The sequence below is a fragment of the Streptomyces venezuelae genome, assembly GCF_008642315.1.
In the GTDB taxonomy this organism is placed as follows: domain Bacteria; phylum Actinomycetota; class Actinomycetes; order Streptomycetales; family Streptomycetaceae; genus Streptomyces; species Streptomyces venezuelae_D.
In genome coordinates this window covers 6,266,382-6,283,258 of record NZ_CP029192.1, presented here as the reverse complement: position 1 = coordinate 6,283,258, position 16,877 = coordinate 6,266,382, and the positions used below count along the sequence as shown (strand labels likewise).

The window sequence follows — 16,877 nt, the reverse complement described above, 5'->3', positions numbered from 1 at the left end:
CGAACACGTACCCCCGTCACGCCCGTGGCGGGGGTGCCGTGCATCATGGGCGGCCATAGCTGCGCACGACCTGACCTGGAGGAACCCCATGGCCGCCGTCGCCGAGCCCGCGCCGATGCCCGCGCCCGAGCCGGAGGTCCTCGCCGCCTTCGAGGCCGCCAAGGGCTTCATGCCGCGCGGCGAGGGGCTCGCGCTGTACGCGGCCGCGACGGAGGCCGCCGCGCTCGGCCTGCCGCTCCTGGAGGTCGGCACGTACTGCGGCCGCTCCACCATCCTGCTCGCCGCCGCGGCCCGGCGGGCCGGGGTGAGCGCGATCACCGTCGACCACCACCGCGGCAGCGAGGAGCAGCAGCCCGGCTGGGAGTACCACGACCCGGAGACGGTGGACCCCGAGGTCGGCCGGATGGACACGCTGCCGACCTTCCGCCGCACCCTCCACAAGGCGGGCCTGGAGGACCACGTGATCGCGGTCGTCGGGCGCTCGCCGCAGGTGGCGAGGGCGTGGGGCGGCGCGCTCGGCCTGGTCTTCATCGACGGCGGCCACACGGACGAGCACGCCACGGCGGACTACGAGGGCTGGGCGCCGCACGTCGCCGAGGGCGGGCTGCTCGTCATCCACGACGTGTTCCCCGACCCGGTCGACATCATGACCGGGCAGGCGCCGTACCGCGTCTACCTCAGGGCCCTGGAGTCCGGTGCGTTCGATGAGATCGCGGTGACGGACTCGCTGCGCGTGCTGCGGCGCACGGCGGCGGGGATCTGACCTCGGCGTGAGCGACGGGCATCCGACCCCGGCCGGGTCGCCGGGTATCTGGCCCCAACAGGAGCGAGGGGCCCGGCCTCGCGGATAGGCTCGCCCTCGTGTCGTACGTAGGTCCGGAATTCGATCCCTCCCAGCCGCCCCGGCGCAGCGTCCGCCGACCGCTGACGGTGGCCGTCGCCGCGCTGGTGCCGACCTGTCTGGCGGGGTATCTCGTCTACCAGGCGACCAGCGGGCCCGACGGGAACGAGCCCGCGAGATCGCTGCCGGCCTCGTCGAGCGCGTCCGCCGACCCGGACGCGCCGTCCGGCTCCTCCTCGTCGCCCGTGTCCGGAGCCAGCCCCTCCGACAAGGACGGGAAGAACGGGGAAAAGGACAAGAACGACAAGGACGGCAAGGGCGGGGACGGCGACGACAACGATTCGGCCACGAAGCCGTCCGGTGGCCGTCCCGCCGCCAACGGTCCCCTCAAGGGCAAGGTCGTCGTGATCGACCCCGGCCACAACCCCGGCAACTTCCGCCACCCGTCGGACATCAACCGACAGGTCGACATCGGGACGAACCGCAAGGAGTGCGACACGACGGGCACGTCGACCAACCACGGCTACACCGAGGCGAAGTTCACCCTGGACGTCTCGCGCAAGCTGCGGACGCTGCTCCAGAAACAGGGCGCCACGGTCAAGTTCACACAGGACGACGACCGCCCGTGGGGTCCGTGCGTCGACGAGCGCGCCCGGATCGGCAACAAGGCACACGCCGACGCGGTGGTCTCCATCCACGCCGACGGCTCGGGCGCCGGCAACCGCGGCTATCACGTGATCATGCCGGGGAAGGTGCGGTCCGGTTCGGCCGACACCTCGGCGATCGTCGCGCCCTCGAAGGAGCTGGGCGAACGCATCGCCGGCAAGTTCGTGAGCGTGACGGGCAGCGCCCCCTCGAACTACATCGGCGGCGGCACCGGCCTCGACACCCGCACGGACCTCGGGGGCCTCAACCTCTCCACCGTTCCCAAGGTGTTCATCGAGTGCGGGAACATGCGGGACGCGAAGGACGAGGCCCTGCTGACGAGCCCTGCGTGGCGCCAGAAGGCGGCGCAGGGGATTTCGGAGGGAATCGCGGGGTTCCTGCGCAAGTAGGGGCGGAAGCGGAGGTGAACGTCTTCGCCATGAAGCGTGGACGTCTTTATCCCGAGCAGACACCCCGCACGTCCGGACGATATTGTCCTCCCTACGATGAGGGGCCACCCCCGCGCTTCGCGCACCGCGACACGACCGCGACTACGGCGACAGCGACGCCTCCACTGACGAGACGACTGACGAAGGACCCTGAAGTGAATTTCCGCTCCCTCACTCGAGGCGACGGCGTGGTGATCGGAGCAGCGGTGTTGCTCTTCATCGCCTCGTTCCTCGGCACCCTCGACATCGACGGCGCCCCCGATGACAAAATCCCGAACGCCTGGGAGAACGGCAACCTGCTGCTGAGCGTGTACCTGCTCGGCATCATCGGTGCGGCCCTCATCGTCGTCGGCCGCGCGCTGCCGCAGCAGCGCAAGGTCGCGGGCCTCGACCTCGGCCAGCTCGGTGTGGCCTTCGCCATCGCCGCCGCGTGGAGCTCGCTCGGTGCGATCTTCGACACCGACCAGTCCTACGGCTTCTTCTTCGACAGCTCGCTCGGTGCCCGCGGAGACTCCCCGGACGCCGGTGTCGGCCTCATCCTCGGCCTGATCGCCGCCCTGGTGCTCGCCGCCGGTGCGGTCGCCGGGCTGATCGTTCCTGCGCTGAAGGCCCCGCTCATGGGCGGCCCGAAGCCGATGGCCCCGCAGCCCTACGGCGGTCAGCCGCAGGGTGGCTACGGCTACCCGGGCGCCGGTGCGGGTCAGCCGCAGCCGGGCGCCCCGTACGGCGGTCAGCCGGGCCAGCCGCAGGGCCAGTCCTTCGGTGGCCAGCCGCAGCCGCAGGCCGGGCAGACCCCGCCGCCCGCGCAGGCGCAGCCCGCCGGTGACTTCTCGCCGTTCTGGTTCGCCGTGCCGGTGCCGCGTCCGCTGTACGCGGAGGACGGCTCGCCCACGCCGATCGCCGAGCTGGCGCCGGGCACCTGGTACCTGGCCGTCGAGCAGCGCGGCCCCGGCCTGGTGGCCCAGACGCAGGACGGCCGTCGTGGCGTCCTCCAGGACACCACGGGGATCCAGCGCGGCTGATCCCGGTAGGCCTCGCACGGCCCCTCGCCCTTCCGGGCTGGGGGCCGTTGTCGTACAGTCCCTCCCCTACGGAACCAATCTGACGCCCCGTCAGCTCACCAGGGAGGCAGGCCTATGCGGCTCGGGCTCGCACTCGGATACTGGGGGCGCGGCCCCGACCCCGGACACGTCGCCCTGGCGCAGGAGGCCGAGCGGCTCGGGTACGACTCCGTGTGGACCGCCGAGGCCTGGGGCTCGGACGCGTTCACGCCGCTGACCTGGATCGCCGCGCAGACCTCACGGATCCGGCTCGGCACGGCCGTCGCGCAGATGGCGGCGCGCTCCCCCGTCACCACCGCCATGCACGCGCTCACCCTCGACCACCTCTCCGGCGGCCGCATGATGCTGGGGATGGGGCTGTCGGGGCCGCAGGTGGTGGAGGGGTGGTACGGGCGGCCGTTCCCCAAGTCGCCGCTGACCGCGACACGCGAGTACGTCGAGGTGATCCGGCAAGTCCTGCGCCGCGAGGGCCCCGTGGAGGTCGCGGGCCGCTTCCACTCCCACCCGTACGGCGGCGAGGACGGCACCGGGCTCGGCAAGCCCCTCAAGCCGATCACCCACCCCCTCCGCGCGGACCTGCCGGTCCTGCTCGGCGCCGAGGGGCCCAAGAACATCGCGCAGACGACACGGATCGCGGACGGCTGGCTGCCGCTGTACTGGTCGCCGCTGCGGACCGACGTGTACGAGGCGTCGCTCGCCGACGTCCCCGAGGGATTCCTCATCGCCCCCATGGCACGGGTCAAGGTGTGCGACGACGTCGCCGAGGGGCTGCTCCCCGTCAAGGCCATGCTCGGCTTCTACATCGGCGGGATGGGGCACGCGGCCCGCAACTTCCACGCGGACCTGATGGCGCGCATGGGGTACGCGGACGAGGCCTGGCACATCCAGGAACTGTTCCTCGCGGGCCGCAGGGAGGAGGCGGTGCTCGCGGTGCCGGACGCCTTCGCCGACGAGATCTCGCTGGTCGGGCCGCGTGCACGGATCGCCGAGCGGCTTGAGCTGTGGCGCAGGGGTCCGGTGACGGATCTGCTGGCGCTCGCGCCGGACCCGCACACGCTGCGGGTCCTGGCGGAGCTCAACTCGTAGCCAGGGAAGCGCCCTTGCTCATCCCTTGGTCAGCTCGCCCGCCGACGGCACCTTGTCCTTGACCTCCGCGCCCGCGCTGCTGCCCGCGCCCTTGACGTCCTTGATGATGTCGTCGAAGGAGTTCACGACCGAGTCCGTGCCCTCGCCCTTGCGGAGCTTGGACGGCAGGTCCTTCAGGGCGTCGATGCCGGACGTCAGCGGGGCGACGGCCTTGGAGAGCGTGGGGTCGCCCTTCGCGTTCTTCGTCGCGGCCTTCAGCCTGTTGTACGTGAAGGCGCCCGCGAGGCCCGCCTTGATCAGGGCGAACTTGCGGCCGCCCGCGCCCTTCTTGAACTTGCCGGCCCGGTACGGCTTCACGATCCACTGGTACGTCGCCCCGGCGGCCAGACCCGCGTTGGCGACGAAGCGGGTCTTGGCGAACTTCTGCTTCTCGACGCTGCTGCTGGGGGACGGCGCCGACGCGGCGGCGGTGTCCTCGCCGCTGCCGCCGCAGGCCGTCGCACCGGCCAGCAGGGTGCCGCAGAGCGTGAGGGAGACCGCGGCGCGGCGGACGGGTACGGAGCTGGGCACGACGGGGCCTCCAGACGGGAGCTGAGCGGCCCGTGGGAGAACGCGGACCTCTCCGCAGCCTCACCCCGGGGGCGGTGTCCCGCCACCGGGATGCGCCCGTCCGGGTTTCAACGGGGCGTTCCCAGGTATCCGGGCCCTATGTCTCCCACGCGGAACTCCCACAGCAGCACTGCGGCGCGAGTCATCGTCATCGTCGCCGACGTCATGGCCGCGATCCTCGGCCTGTGGATCCTGATGTACCTGCTGGACGCGAACCGCGCCAACGACCTCGTCCAGTTCATCCACGACGTGGCCCGCTGGCTGGCCGGCTGGTCCCACGATCTCTTCACGTTCGACGAGGACTGGGCGCGCGTCGTGGCGGGCTACGGCCTCGCCGCGGTGGTCTACCTCCTGGTGGGCCACGCGCTGGCAGGCCGTCTGCGCCGCTACTGAGGCGGTTCGCAGCACTCCGGGTCCAGGCCGAGCGGCAGGTGGTCGCCCGAGAAGACCGCGCAGGTCGCCTCGTCGCCGCCCAGTGCCGCCACGGCCAGGAGGAGCGAACCCGCCGTCCAGGTGGTGAGTTCCTCGGGCCAGACCGTCTCGTCGTCGAAGACGTAGCCCGTCCAGTACAGGCCCGACTCCGGGTCGCGCAGGTGCTGGATGGACTGGAGGACCTCCAGGGCGCGGTCGGACTCGCCTATCACCCAGAGGGCGAGGGCGAGTTCGGCGCTCTCGCCGCCGGTGACCCACGGGTTGGGCACGACGCAGCGCACCCCGAGGCCGGGGACGACGAAGCGGTCCCAGCCCTCCTCTATGCGGGACTTGGCGGCCACGCCGGTCACCGCGCCGCCCAGGACCGGGTAGTACCAGTCCATCGAGTAGCGGTCCTTGTCGAGGAACCGCTCGGGGTGGTGGCGGATCGCGTGCGCGAGGGCGCCCGCTGCCAACTCCCAGTCGGGCTGCGGCTCTTCGCGCTGCTCGGCGATGGCGAGGGCACAGCGCAGCGCCTGGTGGATCGAGGACGAGCCGGTGAGGAGCGCGTCGGTCACCGGTGTGCCGTCCGGCTCCCGCTTCCAGCCGATCTGCCCGCCGGGCTGCTGGAGTGCGAGCACGAACTCGACGGCGGCGACCACGGCGGGCCACATGCGGTCGAGGAACGCCTCGTCGCCGGTGGAGAGGTAGTGGTGCCAGACGCCGACGGCGAGGTAGGCGCAGAAGTTGGTCTCGCGGCCGCGGTCGGTGACGTCGTGCGGGTCCCCGTCGGCGTACGCCGCGTACCAGGAGCCGTCCGGGTTCTGGTGGCGTGCCAGCCAGTCGTAGGCGCGCTCGGCGGCCGCGTGCTCGCCCGCCGCGTCCAGCGCCATCGCGGCCTCGGTGTGGTCCCACGGGTCGAGGTGGTGGCCGCGGAACCACGGGATGGCGCCGTGCTCGCGCTGCGCGGCGAGGATGCCGCGTACCGTCGTCATGGCCTGATCGGCCGTCAGGACGCCGGGCAGGACGAGGTGTTCGGTCCGCTCCGGGCTCGTCACTTGGCGGCCGCCGCGGCGTCGACGTCGGCTTCGGCGGTGGCCTTCGGGAGGTGCGGTTTGGTCGCGTACGCCACGAAGCTCTTGCCGACGACGGGGTTGAGCAGCTGCTCGGCGACGCGCGTCGCGAGGGGCTTCTTCATGATGTCCCAGACGAGCAGCTTGTGGTACGCCCGCACGGGCAGCGCCTTGTCGTTGTCGACGCCGAACGCGCACTTCAGCCACCAGTACGGCGCGTGCAGCGCGTGCGCGTGGTGCGTGCCGTAGGGCTTGAGGCCCGACTCCCGCATCCTTTCGAGGAGTTCGTCGGCCTTGTAGATGCGGATGTGACCGCCCTCGACCTCGTGGTAGGCGTCGGAGAGGGCCCAGCAGACCTTCTCCGGGCCGTAGCGCGGGACCGTCACCGCTATGCGGCCGCCCGGCTTGAGGACCCGCACCATCTCGGCGAGCACGCCCTTGTCGTCGGGGATGTGCTCCATGACCTCGGAGATGATGACGACGTCGAACGACGCGTCGGGGAAGGGCAGGTTGAGCGCGTCGCCCTCCATCGCGGTCGCCGTCGCCCCCGCGGGCGCCTCACCGGCCTCCTTCATCGCGGCGAACCACTTGGCGACCTCGCGGATCTCCTCGGCGTTCTGGTCGAGGGCCACGACCTGCGCGCCGCGCCGGTAGCACTCGAAGGCGTGCCGGCCCGCGCCGCAGCCGAGGTCGAGGACGCGGTCGCCTGCGGCGAGCGGGAAGCGGGTGAAGTCGACGGTCAGCACGTGGCCCTGCTTTCGTGGTGAGGTCCTGCAACTTCGGGGGCGGCCTCGGCCGCGGGAAGGGCGTGGCCGCGGGCGACCGCCCGGGCGGCGCCACGTCCCGCGGAGCGTTCGATCGCCGCGCGGTACAGCTCCGCCGTGCCCTGGGCGGCGCGGGCCCAGGTGAACTTGGCGAGGACGCGTTCGCGGCCCGCGGCGCCGAGCCTGGCCCGCAGGTCGGCGTCGCCGAGCAGCCGGTTCAGGCCGTGCGCCAGCGCGCCCGCGTCGCCCGGCGGCACGGCGAGGCAGGTCTCCCCGTCGGGGCCCGCGACCTCCGGGATCGCGCCGCCGGTGGTGGCGAGGAGCGGGGTGCCGGTGGCCATCGCCTCCGCCGCGGGGAGCGAGAACCCCTCGTACAGCGAGGGGACGCAGGCGACCTGCGCCGAGCGGACGAGGTCGACGAGCTCGGCGTCGGTGATGCCCTTGACGAACTCGACGGCGCCTTCGAGGCCGTGGCGCTCGATGGCCTTGGCGACGGGGCCGTCCTCGGCGCGCTTGCCGACGACGACGAGATGGGCGCCGGGGTGGTCGGCGCGGACCTTGGCGAGCGCCTCGACGAGGTGGATCAGGCCCTTGAGGGGCACGTCGGCGCTGGAGGTGGTGACGATCCTGCCGGGCACTTCGGGGACGGCGGGGTCCGGTGAGAAGAGGCCGGTGTCGGCGCCGATGTGGACGACCTCGATGCGGTCCTGGCGGACGCCGAGGTGGTCGACGATCTCCTGCCGGGACGTGCCGGAGACGGTGAGGACCGAGGGGAGGCGGCGCGCGACACGCTTCTGCATGCGCGTGAACGCGTACCACCGGCGGACGGAGGCGCGGCGCTTCCAGTCGGGCGCGGCGTCCAGCTCCAGCTGCCGGTCGACGGTGATGGGGTGGTGGATCGTGGTGACCAGGGGCGCGCCGAGGTCGCCGAGGAGGCCGTACCCGAGCGTCTGGTTGTCGTGCACGACGTCGAACTCGCCGCGCCGGGCGCGCAGGTGCCGCCGGGCGCGCAGGCTGAACGTGGCGGGCTCGGGGAAGCCGCCGGTCCACATCGTCGCCACTTCGAGGGCGTCGACCCAGTCGCGGTACTCGTCGCGTTTGGGCGTGCGGAAAGGGTCCGGCGAGCGGTAGAGGTCCAGGCTGGGGAGCTCGGTGAGCTTGAGGCCGGTGAGGTCCTCGCCCTCGTCCAGGACGGGGTAGGGCTGCGCGCCGATCACTTCGACGCTGTGGCCGAGCCGGGCGAGTTCGCGGGAGAGGTGACGTACGTAGACACCTTGGCCCCCGCAGAACGGGTTCCCCTTGTACGTGAGGAGGGCGATGCGCAACGGGCGCTCGCCGTCGACGCCGGAGCCCTTTCGGGGGCGTGCCTCCATGGCCTCAGCGGTCACTCTCGGGCCCCCTTCTCCCTGCAGTTCTCCGCGAGGTTACGCCGGGACGGTAATCTAGAACAAGTTTCAGACTGGATCGCTGAATGATCGCTGAACGAGCTTTGAATCTACCGGCAGGTAGGCGAGGTGTAAGGCCCGGATCAGGTGATTCGCGCCACGACGGGCTCCCTGCCATGCTGTGCGATCTCGCGAGGCGTAGCGGAGGGGCATCGACATGACAGCGGAAGCCAAGGCGGCGAACCCTGCGGCGCCTGCCCTCACCGAGCGCCAGGAGGCGCGCCGCCGCCGCATCCTGCACGCCAGCGCGCAACTGGCCAGCCGGGGCGGCTTCGACGCCGTGCAGATGCGGGAGGTCGCCGAGGCCGCGGGCGTGGCGCTCGGCACGCTCTACCGCTACTTCCCCTCCAAGGTCCATCTGCTGGTCGCCACGATGCAGGACCAGCTGCAGCACATGCACACGACGATCCGGAAGCGTCCGCCTGCCGGCGAGACGCCCGCCGAGCGGGTCGCGGAGACGCTGATGCGGGCCTTCCGCGCGCTGCAGCGCGAGCCGCATCTGGCGGACGCGATGGTACGGGCGCTGACCTTCGCCGACCGGTCCGTGAGCCCCGAGGTCGACACAGTGTCGCGGCTGACGACGGCGATCATCCTGGACGCGATGGGCCTGGAGGAGACGCCGACCCCGCAGCAGCTGTCCGCGGTGCGGGTCATCGAGCACACCTGGCACTCGGCTCTGATCACCTGGCTGTCGGGCCGCGCCTCCATCGCCCAGGTGAAGATCGACATCGAGACGGTGTGCCGTCTCATCGATCTGACGGCGGAGACCGGCGCGTAACCGGACTTTCACACTCGTACCCATGGCGGACAGCGAAGCCTTGCCCATAACCTGTCGGCAGAGCCTTGCCCATAGCCTGACAGCGGGGTTCCTCACATAGCCTGTCGGCGCCGCCGTGCCCATAAGCCGTCCGTCACCTGATCGACGCACGGGGGGCGCACAATCGTATGGCAAATGCGCCCCCGCCCTTCCCCTTGGCCAGTTCTCCGCGTCACGACCGGGGTACTCACCGCTATGAATGTCAGCGTGCTTGAACGGAGCAACCGGCGCGGGGAGCTGGAGGGGCAGAGCGTGATCCGGGTTCTACTCGTGCACGACGCCTGTCTGTTGCGAATGGCTTTGGCGGAGCAACTAGCCCGCGAGCCGGATCTGGAGGTGTTCCACTCGCCGTGGTCCCACGCGCGCGGGCGGCAACGGAACGTACGACCGGACTTATGCGTGGTGGACCTCGACGACGAGGCCACCTACGCCATGGCTCCGCTCGGCGAACTCACCGGGCCGTCCGCGTTGGGAAGAGGGTGCCGGGTCCTCGTGCTCGCCACCGCCAACCGCCCCGGCCAGCTGCGGCGGGCGGCGGAGGCGGACGCACTCGGCTATGTGAACAAGGCGAGCCCGCCGGAACGGCTGCTCGCGGGGATCAGACAGGTGGCGGCGGGCCAGCGGTTCGTCGACGAGTCACTGGGCTTCGGCTTCCTCAAGGCGGCGCAGATGCCGCTCACCCGGCGCGAGTTGAGCGTGCTCTCACTCGCCGCCGGGGGCGCGTCGGTCGCCGAGATCGCCAACAGCCTCCACCTGTCCAACGGAACGGTGCGCAACTACATGGCCGCGATAACCCGGAAGACCGGGGCGCGGAACAGGATCGACGCGATCCGGATATCGCAGGGAGAGGGGTGGGTGTGACGCGACGGATTCCTTCTCGGGGGCCGACTTCTCGGGGAGCGACTCGGGGACCGGACCCCACTCGCCCGCTCCATTGAGGTCCCGGTAGAGAGGGGAACGTTCCATCAGCTCGTCGTGCCGACCGCACAGGGCATGCGTCCCGTCCATCACCAGGACGCGGTCGGCACGGCGGGCCGAGCTGATGCGGTGGGCGATGACCACCAGGGTGCCGCCCGGGCGCGCAGCGAACGCGCGCTCGGCGCGGGACTCCGCGACCGGGTCGAGATGACAGGTCGCCTCGTCGAGGATCGCGAGCGGAGCGCACGACAGGTAGGCGCGGGTCAGCGCGATCAGCTGACGCTCCCCCGCCGACAGTTCGGCCGGTACCAGCGCGGCGTCCGGGCCGCCGAGCCGCTCGACGAGCGGGGCCAGACCGATGGCCTCGGCGGCGGCGAGCATCTCCGGCTCCGGGACGGGGCCCTCCCGGAGGTAGCGCAGGTTGTCGCGCAGCGTCCCGGTGAAGACGTACGCCTCCTGCGGGATGAGGACGCGCCGTCCCACGGCCCCCGTTCCGCGCACGGAACGCCCGTCGACGCGTACGTCCCCCGCGTCCGGTTCGAGCAGCCCCGCGACGATTCCGGCCATGGTGGACTTGCCGATGCCGCTGGGCCCGACGACGGCGAGGTGCTCGCCCCGGGCGACGGTGAGCTCAAGATCCTTGAGGACGGGTTCCGCGTGGGGCCCGTAGGCGAAGGTGAGGGCGGTGAGGCGGAGGGCGGGCGGGTCGGAGGCGGCGAAGGCCGAGGCCGAGGCGGGCATCCGGCGCTCGCGGGACCCGTCCTCGGGGGGTACGTGCTGGCGCGTCCCGTCCACGGGGGTCTCGTGCTCGCGCGTCCCGTCCGCGGGCGGCGCGGCGGGCTCCTCGGGCGCGTCCCAGATCAGGCGCCGCAGGACGATCGCCAGGCGGGAGCCGCTCGCGCCCAGGCCGTGCACCAGGTTGTGGAGGGCGGGCAGCAGGGCCTGTGTGACGTACGCGAGGGCGCCCACCAGCGCGCCCGGCGTCACCCCGTTGTCCAGGAGCCAGGGGCCCGCGGCCAGGAGCAGCACCAGCGGGAGCTGGCCGCCGACCGCCAGGGCCGCCGTGCGCAGGATGCCCCAGCGGGCGAGGGCGCCGGCCGCCGCGTACTCCGTGGCGACGCCCCGGTCCAGGCTCTGGGCCACGTCCCGCTCCGCGCCCGCCGCGGCCACGTCGCGCAACCCCGGTGCCACGACGCCCAGTTGCCCCGCCAGCTCCTCGTCCGCGACCAGGAACTCCTCCTGCCTGCGGGCCAGCGGGCGCAGCGTGGCCACGAACAGGCCGATCCCGGCGAGCAGCGGCGGCGCGACCACCAGGAGCAGGAGCGGGTCCAGCGAGAACAGTCCGACCAGCGCGCCGGCGGCCGTGAAGACGAAGGAGCGGGAGACCATCACCAGGCCCGCGAAGGTGTCCCTGGCGATCTCCACCTGCTGGGTGAGCCGCGACACGGCGCCGCCGTCCACCTCCCGGAGCCCGCGCCCGACGACCTGCCGCACCAGGGAGTCCCGCAGCGGTTCCACGAGGTCGGCGACCGCGCGGTACACCTGCCCCGTGCCGTACGCGGCGACCAGCACGCCGAGCGCGGCCGCGCCCAGCCAGCCGAGACCGACCGCTTCGCGCCCGTCGAGGAATCCGTCGTCCAGGGCGTGCGCGAGGGCGTAACCGGTGAGGAACGTCTGCCCGGTCTCCAGGACGGACCAGAGCGCGAGCCGCACCACGACCGGCCACCTGCGCCACAGGAAACGGACGCCCCTGCGGTAGGGGCCCGGTGCGGCCGACGTGGCCCGGGAAGACCGCTTCACGCGCCGAACACCTCCCGGTACTCAGCCCGTTGCCACAGTTCCGCATGGGTGCCCAGCGCCCTGATCCGGCCCTCGTGCAGCCAGGCCACCGTGTCCGCGCGGGCCGCCGTCGCCGCGCGGTGGGCGATGATCAGGCGGCTGCGGTGCGGGGTGTGGCGGAGCAGGGCCTCGGCGATGTGGTGCTCGGTGACCGTGTCCAGGCTGGACATCGCGTCGTCGAGGATGAGGAGCCTGCCGCCGCGTGCGAACGCCCGCGCCAGGCCGAGGCGTTGGGCCTCTCCTCCGGAGAGGGGCGCTTCGGCGCAGGGCGTGGCGTAGCCCTCGGGGAGGCGGGTGATGAAGGAGTCGGCGCGGGCGGCGCGGGCCGCCTCGCGGACGCGTTCGGGTGCCGGGCGGGGGGCGCCGAAGCCGATGGTGTGCTCCAGGGTGCCGCCGAGCAGCGCGGGCCGCTCGAAGGCATAGCCGACCTCGCGGCGCAGCTCCTCGCGGCTGAGCGAGTCCAAGGGCGCGCCGTCGAGGCGTACGTCCCCTTCGTCGGGGTCGGCGAGGCGGCCCGCGACTGCGGCGAGCAGGGACTTTCCGGCACCTGAGCGGCCGACCACGGCGACCGTGGAGCCCGCGGGGACCGTCAGGTCGACGCCGTCGAGCACGGCGCGTCCGCCACGGCTCGCCCGTACGCCGCGCAGCTCCAACCGGCCGCCCATCGGGGGTAGTTGTTCCGTTCCGTGTGCCGTCTCGGGTTCCGCGAGCACCTCGCCCAGGCGCCGTGCCGCGGCCCGCGCCCGGACCAGGCCGCCCAGCTGGCCGACGAGCATGCCGACGCCCGTGGCGAGCACGGCATACCGGGATGCGGCCAGCAGGTCGCCGACGCTGATGCGCTCCTGGAGCACGAGGTGGCCCGCCACCGCGGCGACCGCGATCTGCAGGAGCGGCGCGACGGCGACGGCCTGCGCCTGGGAGCGGCCCTGGACGCGCCACATCCGGTGCCCCTGGCGGGAGAGTTCGGGCAGCGTCCGCAGGACCCGCGCCGTCTCCTTGTCCTCGGTGTGCGCCGCGGCGATGGTGCGCGCGCCGCCGATCGCCTCGCCGAGGCGGCCCGCGATGTCGCCCTGGACCTGCTGGTAGCGGGCCACGCAGTCGGAAGAGACGCGCACGAACGCACGCAGAAGGAAGAAGAGGACGGGTGCCCCCACGACGAACACCACGGCGAGCCAGCCGTCGATGAGGGCGAGGGCGACCACGGCGCCGACGGGTGTGACCAGGGCGGCGAGGAGCGCGGCCGCGGTGGCGGGTGCGATGCCGGCGTGTGCCGCGTTGTCGATGAGGCGTGCGACGAGGTCGCCGGGGGCGAAGCGGGCGGTGGTGCGCGGTCCGACGGCGAGTACGTGGCGGACGACGCGGCCGCGCAGCCAGGCCGTGGTGCGGGCGTTGGTGGTGCCGGTGAGGACGCCGTCGAGGGCGTCGAGGAGGGCACTGGCGCCGATCAGTGCGGCGCAGGCGAGGATCCAGCGGGTGGCGTCGGTGTCGCCGCGGCCGGTGAGGTGGCCGGTGAGGATGGCGTCCAGGGCGCGGCCGATGGTGAGCGGCAGGAGCAGGGCGGCGCCCGAGCCCGCGACGGCGCAGAGGGCGAGGACCGTGCAGCGGGCCGCGCTGTAGCGGGTCGCGGCGCCCAACAGGTGCGCCGATGCGGCGGGTTGCTCTGGGCGGGTGGTGGTCGTCGCCATGCGGTACGGGTCTCCGTCGCCTCGTCGTGGCCGTAGGCGGTGGCAGGTGCGGGCCCGGGCGGCACCCCGTGAGGGGCCCGCCCGGGCCTTCAAACGCCTAGCCGTTCATCTGGGGACAAGCCTCAGAGACAGAGCACGATGCTCGCGTCGCTCCAGCAGAGGAGCAGGCTGGCCTGGCTGCCGCCGCCACCGTGGCCGCCGCCCGTCATCTCGTCGGATTCCATGCTCTGCAGGTCGAGGAGTGCCATGAAACTTCCCTCTCTTTTGGGGGAGTTGCGGATCGCATATCCCTATGGGGTTGTGTCACGACCCCGCTGTGAGGCGGGACCGGCTCTGGGGCCGCCGAAGGGGCGGCAGGAAGGGGACGTGTGCTCCGTCGTCCCCGAGGGCGCCGGCGAGTGCGACGAGGCAGCCCGCCGTCCCGGTGTTGAGGTCCATGGACAGCCGCAGCATCTGGTGTCCGGGGAAGGCCAGCTGGCCCGCGTACGCCATGGCGAACCAGCCGAGCGCCTCGACCTGCTCCGCGACGTCCTCGGGCGTGATGCCCGGGGTGGTGCTGCGGTTGACGTGGGCGAGGAGTCCCGCGCGGCCCTGGAACAGGCCGGGCTGTACGCAGAAGCGTGAGCGTGCGGAGGCGAGGATGCCGGGGCGTGCCGCTTCGAAGTCCGCGTCGGCCCGGTGTTCGAGGTAGTCGTCGATGACCATGCCGATGCCGACGCTGCCGTCTCCGAGGTAGGGCATGGTGCGCCAGCCCTCGTTGACGGCGAGGCTGCCGTCGCGTTCCTGGGTGACGCACTGGCCGAGGTCGGCGCGCAGGGCGCGGGCCGCCAGGTCGAGGAGGGCGGAGTCGCCGTTCCGCTCGTACAGGCGCAGGAAGAGCAGTGCGGGTCCCGTGGCGCCGCGCAGCAGGCCGGCGCGGCGGCGTTTGCCCTGGTCGGCGGCGCTGTCGGCGGTGAGGCGTGCGCCGAGCACGTCGGCGGCGCGCAGCGCGTGTCGGGCGAGTTCCTCCTCGCCCGTGCTGTGGGCGAGGGAGTCCAGGGCGAGGCCGAGTCCGGCGAGGCCGCCGTACAGGTCGGAGGGGAGCCGCTCCCACTTCTCCTGGAGGACGAGGCCGGTGAGGTCGAGGGCGCGGGTGCGGTGGCCCAGGCGGTCCAGTACGTGGGCGACGCCCGCGAGTCCGTCGTACAGGCCGAGGGGTGTGCCGCGCGGCGTGGGCTCCGTGTGCTTCAGCAGCCAGCGCTCGCCTTCCTCGTAGCGCTCGGCGCCGGTCTCGGCGAGGGCGTACAGCACGCCGGCCGCGCCGTGCGCGAGGCCGAGTCCGCCGCCGTCGGCGAACTGCGCGATGTCGCCGGGGAAGAGCCGGTCGTCGCGTTCGGGGGTGGCCGAGGCGAGGATGGCCTTGACCATCGAGTCGCGGCTGTAGGGCCAGTCGGCGGGGTCGACCAGGGGCGCGGTCGCCCCGGCCGTGTGACGGGTGGCGCCGGTCCGGTCCCCCTTCAGGACGCCCCCCACCGGGGCCTCCGTGTCTCCCGCTGCGCGGACCGGCGCCCGCTCGGGTCCCCCGGCACGGCCGCGTGGACCGTGTTCGATCTCGGCCACGGCCTCGGCCAGGAACTCCTCGGGGACGTCGGGGAATTCGGCGGCGATCACCTGGGCGAAGTGCGCTGCCTTGCCGCGGTCGATGGAGAGCAGTGACGTGATCGGCAGGAAGAGGGCGAGGCGCAGGCAGGCGAGTGCGTAGCGGTCGACGTCGGTGCCGGTGCGGTCGGGCGGCGCGAGGAATCCGGGGTGTGCGACGACCTGGCGGCCCCCGTCGCCCACGGCCGCCGCCGCCTCGAAGTCGAGGAGGGAGACGGACTGTTCGTCGGGCGCGACCATGATGTTGAAGAGGTGCAGGTCGTTGAAGACGACGCCCCGTCCGTGCACGGCGGTGACGGCGTCCTCGACGGCGCGGTGCATGCGCAGCGCCCACGCCGTGTACTCGGAGATGGCCGCGGGGTCCGGCTCGCTGGTGCACAGCGGGTGCCGGTGCGCGAAGAACGAGTTGAGGGTGGACCCTTCGAGGAAGTCCATGACGAGGAAGCGGTGACCGTCCAGGAGGAACCAGTCGCGCACCTCGGGGGCGACGCCGAGTCCGGAGAGCTTCTCCAGTGCGGCCTTCTCGCGTTCGAGGCGCGTCACGGCGTCGGCGCCGTCGGCGGCGAGGCCCGCGTGCGGGCGGCCCTCCTTGAGGACGACCTTGCGGCCGTCGCGGGTGTCGGTACCCGCGTAGACACCGCCGCCGTTGGAGAAGTGCAGTGCCTTCTCGATGCGGTACGGCAGGTCGGCGACGGTCGTCGTGTTGCGGGCCGCGAGCGCCGGTTCGAGGAACGAGGGCAGCGTCACCCAGGCGGGGACCTTGAAGGCCGGGTCGCGCGGGTCGGGGACGAGCTGTCCGTCGCCGTCCTCGATGGCCGGCACCATCGTGCCCTTGCCGTTGTCGCACATGCGGCGGGTGAACGCGCCGTACCTGACGTACAGCGGGCCCTGCCGCCAGCGCAGGTCGGTGAGGATGTACGGGCCCTCGGTGCCCTCCAGGCGGTCGCCCAGGTCGTCGAGGATCTCCTGGAGCTGCGCCTCGTCCGCCGGGTAGACCGTGACGGCCTTGCCGCTGTGGTCGCGGCCCGCGTACTTGCTGTTGCGCAGGTGCAGGAGGTGTCTGCCCGGCACGAACTTGAAGGGGATGCGGCGGGGCACGCAGTAGTCCCAGACGATCGAGGCGACGCGGTCCGCGTTCTCCAGCGTCGCGGAGACGTGGATCTTCCAGCCCTGCTGGGGCGCGGGCAGCGCGGCTCCTTCGCCGTCCACGGGGACGAGGGAGAGCCAGTCGCCGACGCGTCCGGAGCGCCATCCCTCGGGGACGGTCCTGCCGGCCACCGGGAACTCGGTGGCGCCCGGGGCGCCCTTGGACGACAGCCGGTCCGGGGTCTCGTAGAAATGCCTGTCGGCCAGACAGTAGACCTCGTACCGCTTGTCCATGGCGTCCCCTCTCCGCTCGGCGTGGCAGAGAGATTTCCAGGGCGCCAGGGGACGGAACAGTCACGACTGTCATCAGAACGCCGTGCGGAACGCATGGGTAAAGTCACGTTCGCTCATGTTCGAGAGCACAGAATATCCGCGGCCCGGACAAATGGCGACACCCGCGCCGTCATGAGGAGGAACGGGGCGCGGGTGTCAACGAGTCGGAAACGTGCC

The 16,877-nt window shown here is 72.5% G+C and carries 14 protein-coding genes and 1 pseudogene; 7 read left to right on the top strand and 8 right to left on the bottom strand.

Translation table 11 applies throughout. From position 1 onward, the window contains the following. The first annotated feature begins 88 nt into the window (after positions 1-88). The 4 genes from DEJ48_RS27555 to DEJ48_RS27540 all read left to right on the top strand — a co-directional run bounded on the left by DEJ48_RS27555 (position 89) and on the right by DEJ48_RS27540 (position 4,082). On the top strand, positions 89-763 hold the full coding sequence (locus tag DEJ48_RS27555; protein ID WP_150218924.1) for a class I SAM-dependent methyltransferase: 675 nt from the start codon (positions 89-91) through the stop codon (positions 761-763). 98 nt (positions 764-861) lie between these two features. Further along, on the top strand, positions 862-1,896 hold the full coding sequence (locus DEJ48_RS27550) for an N-acetylmuramoyl-L-alanine amidase (RefSeq protein WP_150218923.1): 1,035 nt from the start codon (positions 862-864) through the stop codon (positions 1,894-1,896). A gap of 194 nt (positions 1,897-2,090) precedes the next feature. Continuing rightward, positions 2,091-2,957 (top strand): hypothetical protein, encoded by an 867-nt coding sequence (locus DEJ48_RS27545; RefSeq protein WP_150218922.1) that lies wholly within the window; start codon positions 2,091-2,093, stop codon positions 2,955-2,957. 114 nt (positions 2,958-3,071) lie between these two features. Next, a complete protein-coding gene (locus DEJ48_RS27540) occupies positions 3,072-4,082 on the top strand; it encodes an LLM class F420-dependent oxidoreductase (RefSeq protein WP_150218921.1) in 1,011 nt (336 codons plus the stop codon). Between the two features lie 18 nt (positions 4,083-4,100). Here DEJ48_RS27540 and DEJ48_RS27535 read toward each other — a convergent pair whose 3' ends face one another. Continuing rightward, a complete protein-coding gene (locus DEJ48_RS27535; protein ID WP_150218920.1) occupies positions 4,101-4,652 on the bottom strand; it encodes a hypothetical protein in 552 nt (183 codons plus the stop codon). A gap of 138 nt (positions 4,653-4,790) precedes the next feature. Between DEJ48_RS27535 and DEJ48_RS27530 the strand changes: the two genes are divergently transcribed. Then, positions 4,791-5,084 (top strand): hypothetical protein, encoded by a 294-nt coding sequence (locus tag DEJ48_RS27530; protein ID WP_150218919.1) that lies wholly within the window; start codon positions 4,791-4,793, stop codon positions 5,082-5,084. Here the strand turns inward: DEJ48_RS27530 and DEJ48_RS27525 are convergent. Genes DEJ48_RS27525 through DEJ48_RS27515 form a run of 3 tightly spaced genes read right to left on the bottom strand, consistent with a single transcriptional unit; the run spans position 5,078 to position 8,327 of the window. Then, positions 5,078-6,160 (bottom strand): prenyltransferase, encoded by a 1,083-nt coding sequence (locus DEJ48_RS27525; protein WP_150218918.1) that lies wholly within the window; start codon positions 6,158-6,160, stop codon positions 5,078-5,080. The two genes, DEJ48_RS27530 and DEJ48_RS27525, sit on opposite strands and share 7 nt — an antisense overlap. Continuing rightward, positions 6,157-6,921 (bottom strand): class I SAM-dependent methyltransferase, encoded by a 765-nt coding sequence (locus DEJ48_RS27520; protein WP_150218917.1) that lies wholly within the window; start codon positions 6,919-6,921, stop codon positions 6,157-6,159. The genes DEJ48_RS27525 and DEJ48_RS27520 overlap by 4 nt, the downstream gene beginning before the upstream one ends. Next, entirely contained in the window at positions 6,915-8,327 is a 1,413-nt protein-coding gene (locus DEJ48_RS27515) for a glycosyltransferase family 4 protein (RefSeq protein ID WP_190537633.1), read from the bottom strand. Before DEJ48_RS27515 ends, DEJ48_RS27520 begins: the two co-directional genes overlap by 7 nt. Positions 8,328-8,541: 214 nt before the next feature. Here DEJ48_RS27515 and DEJ48_RS27510 point away from each other — a divergent pair, with 214 nt between their 5' ends. Together DEJ48_RS27510 and DEJ48_RS27505 are read left to right on the top strand one after the other, a co-directional pair. Further along, complete coding sequence (locus DEJ48_RS27510; RefSeq protein ID WP_150218916.1) at positions 8,542-9,162, top strand: TetR family transcriptional regulator; 621 nt, start codon at positions 8,542-8,544, stop codon at positions 9,160-9,162. Between the two features lie 291 nt (positions 9,163-9,453). Next, positions 9,454-10,062: a response regulator transcription factor gene (locus DEJ48_RS27505; protein WP_150221431.1), complete on the top strand. Its 609-nt coding sequence runs from the start codon at positions 9,454-9,456 to the stop codon at positions 10,060-10,062. A gap of 330 nt (positions 10,063-10,392) precedes the next feature. On the opposite strand, the pseudogene DEJ48_RS40460 reads toward DEJ48_RS27505, so the two are convergent. From DEJ48_RS40460 to lanKC, 4 genes and pseudogenes are all read right to left on the bottom strand, one after another. Next, positions 10,393-10,860, bottom strand: a pseudogene (locus DEJ48_RS40460) (ATP-binding cassette domain-containing protein); the annotation flags it as partial. 1,055 nt (positions 10,861-11,915) lie between these two features. Beyond that, on the bottom strand, positions 11,916-13,643 hold the full coding sequence (locus DEJ48_RS27495; RefSeq protein WP_150218914.1) for an ABC transporter ATP-binding protein: 1,728 nt from the start codon (positions 13,641-13,643) through the stop codon (positions 11,916-11,918). 122 nt (positions 13,644-13,765) lie between these two features. Beyond that, complete coding sequence (locus DEJ48_RS27490; protein WP_150218913.1) at positions 13,766-13,891, bottom strand: SapB/AmfS family lanthipeptide; 126 nt, start codon at positions 13,889-13,891, stop codon at positions 13,766-13,768. Between the two features lie 55 nt (positions 13,892-13,946). Then, a complete protein-coding gene (lanKC, locus tag DEJ48_RS27485; RefSeq protein ID WP_150218912.1) occupies positions 13,947-16,661 on the bottom strand; it encodes a class III lanthionine synthetase LanKC in 2,715 nt (904 codons plus the stop codon). Between the last annotated feature and the right edge of the window lie 216 nt (positions 16,662-16,877).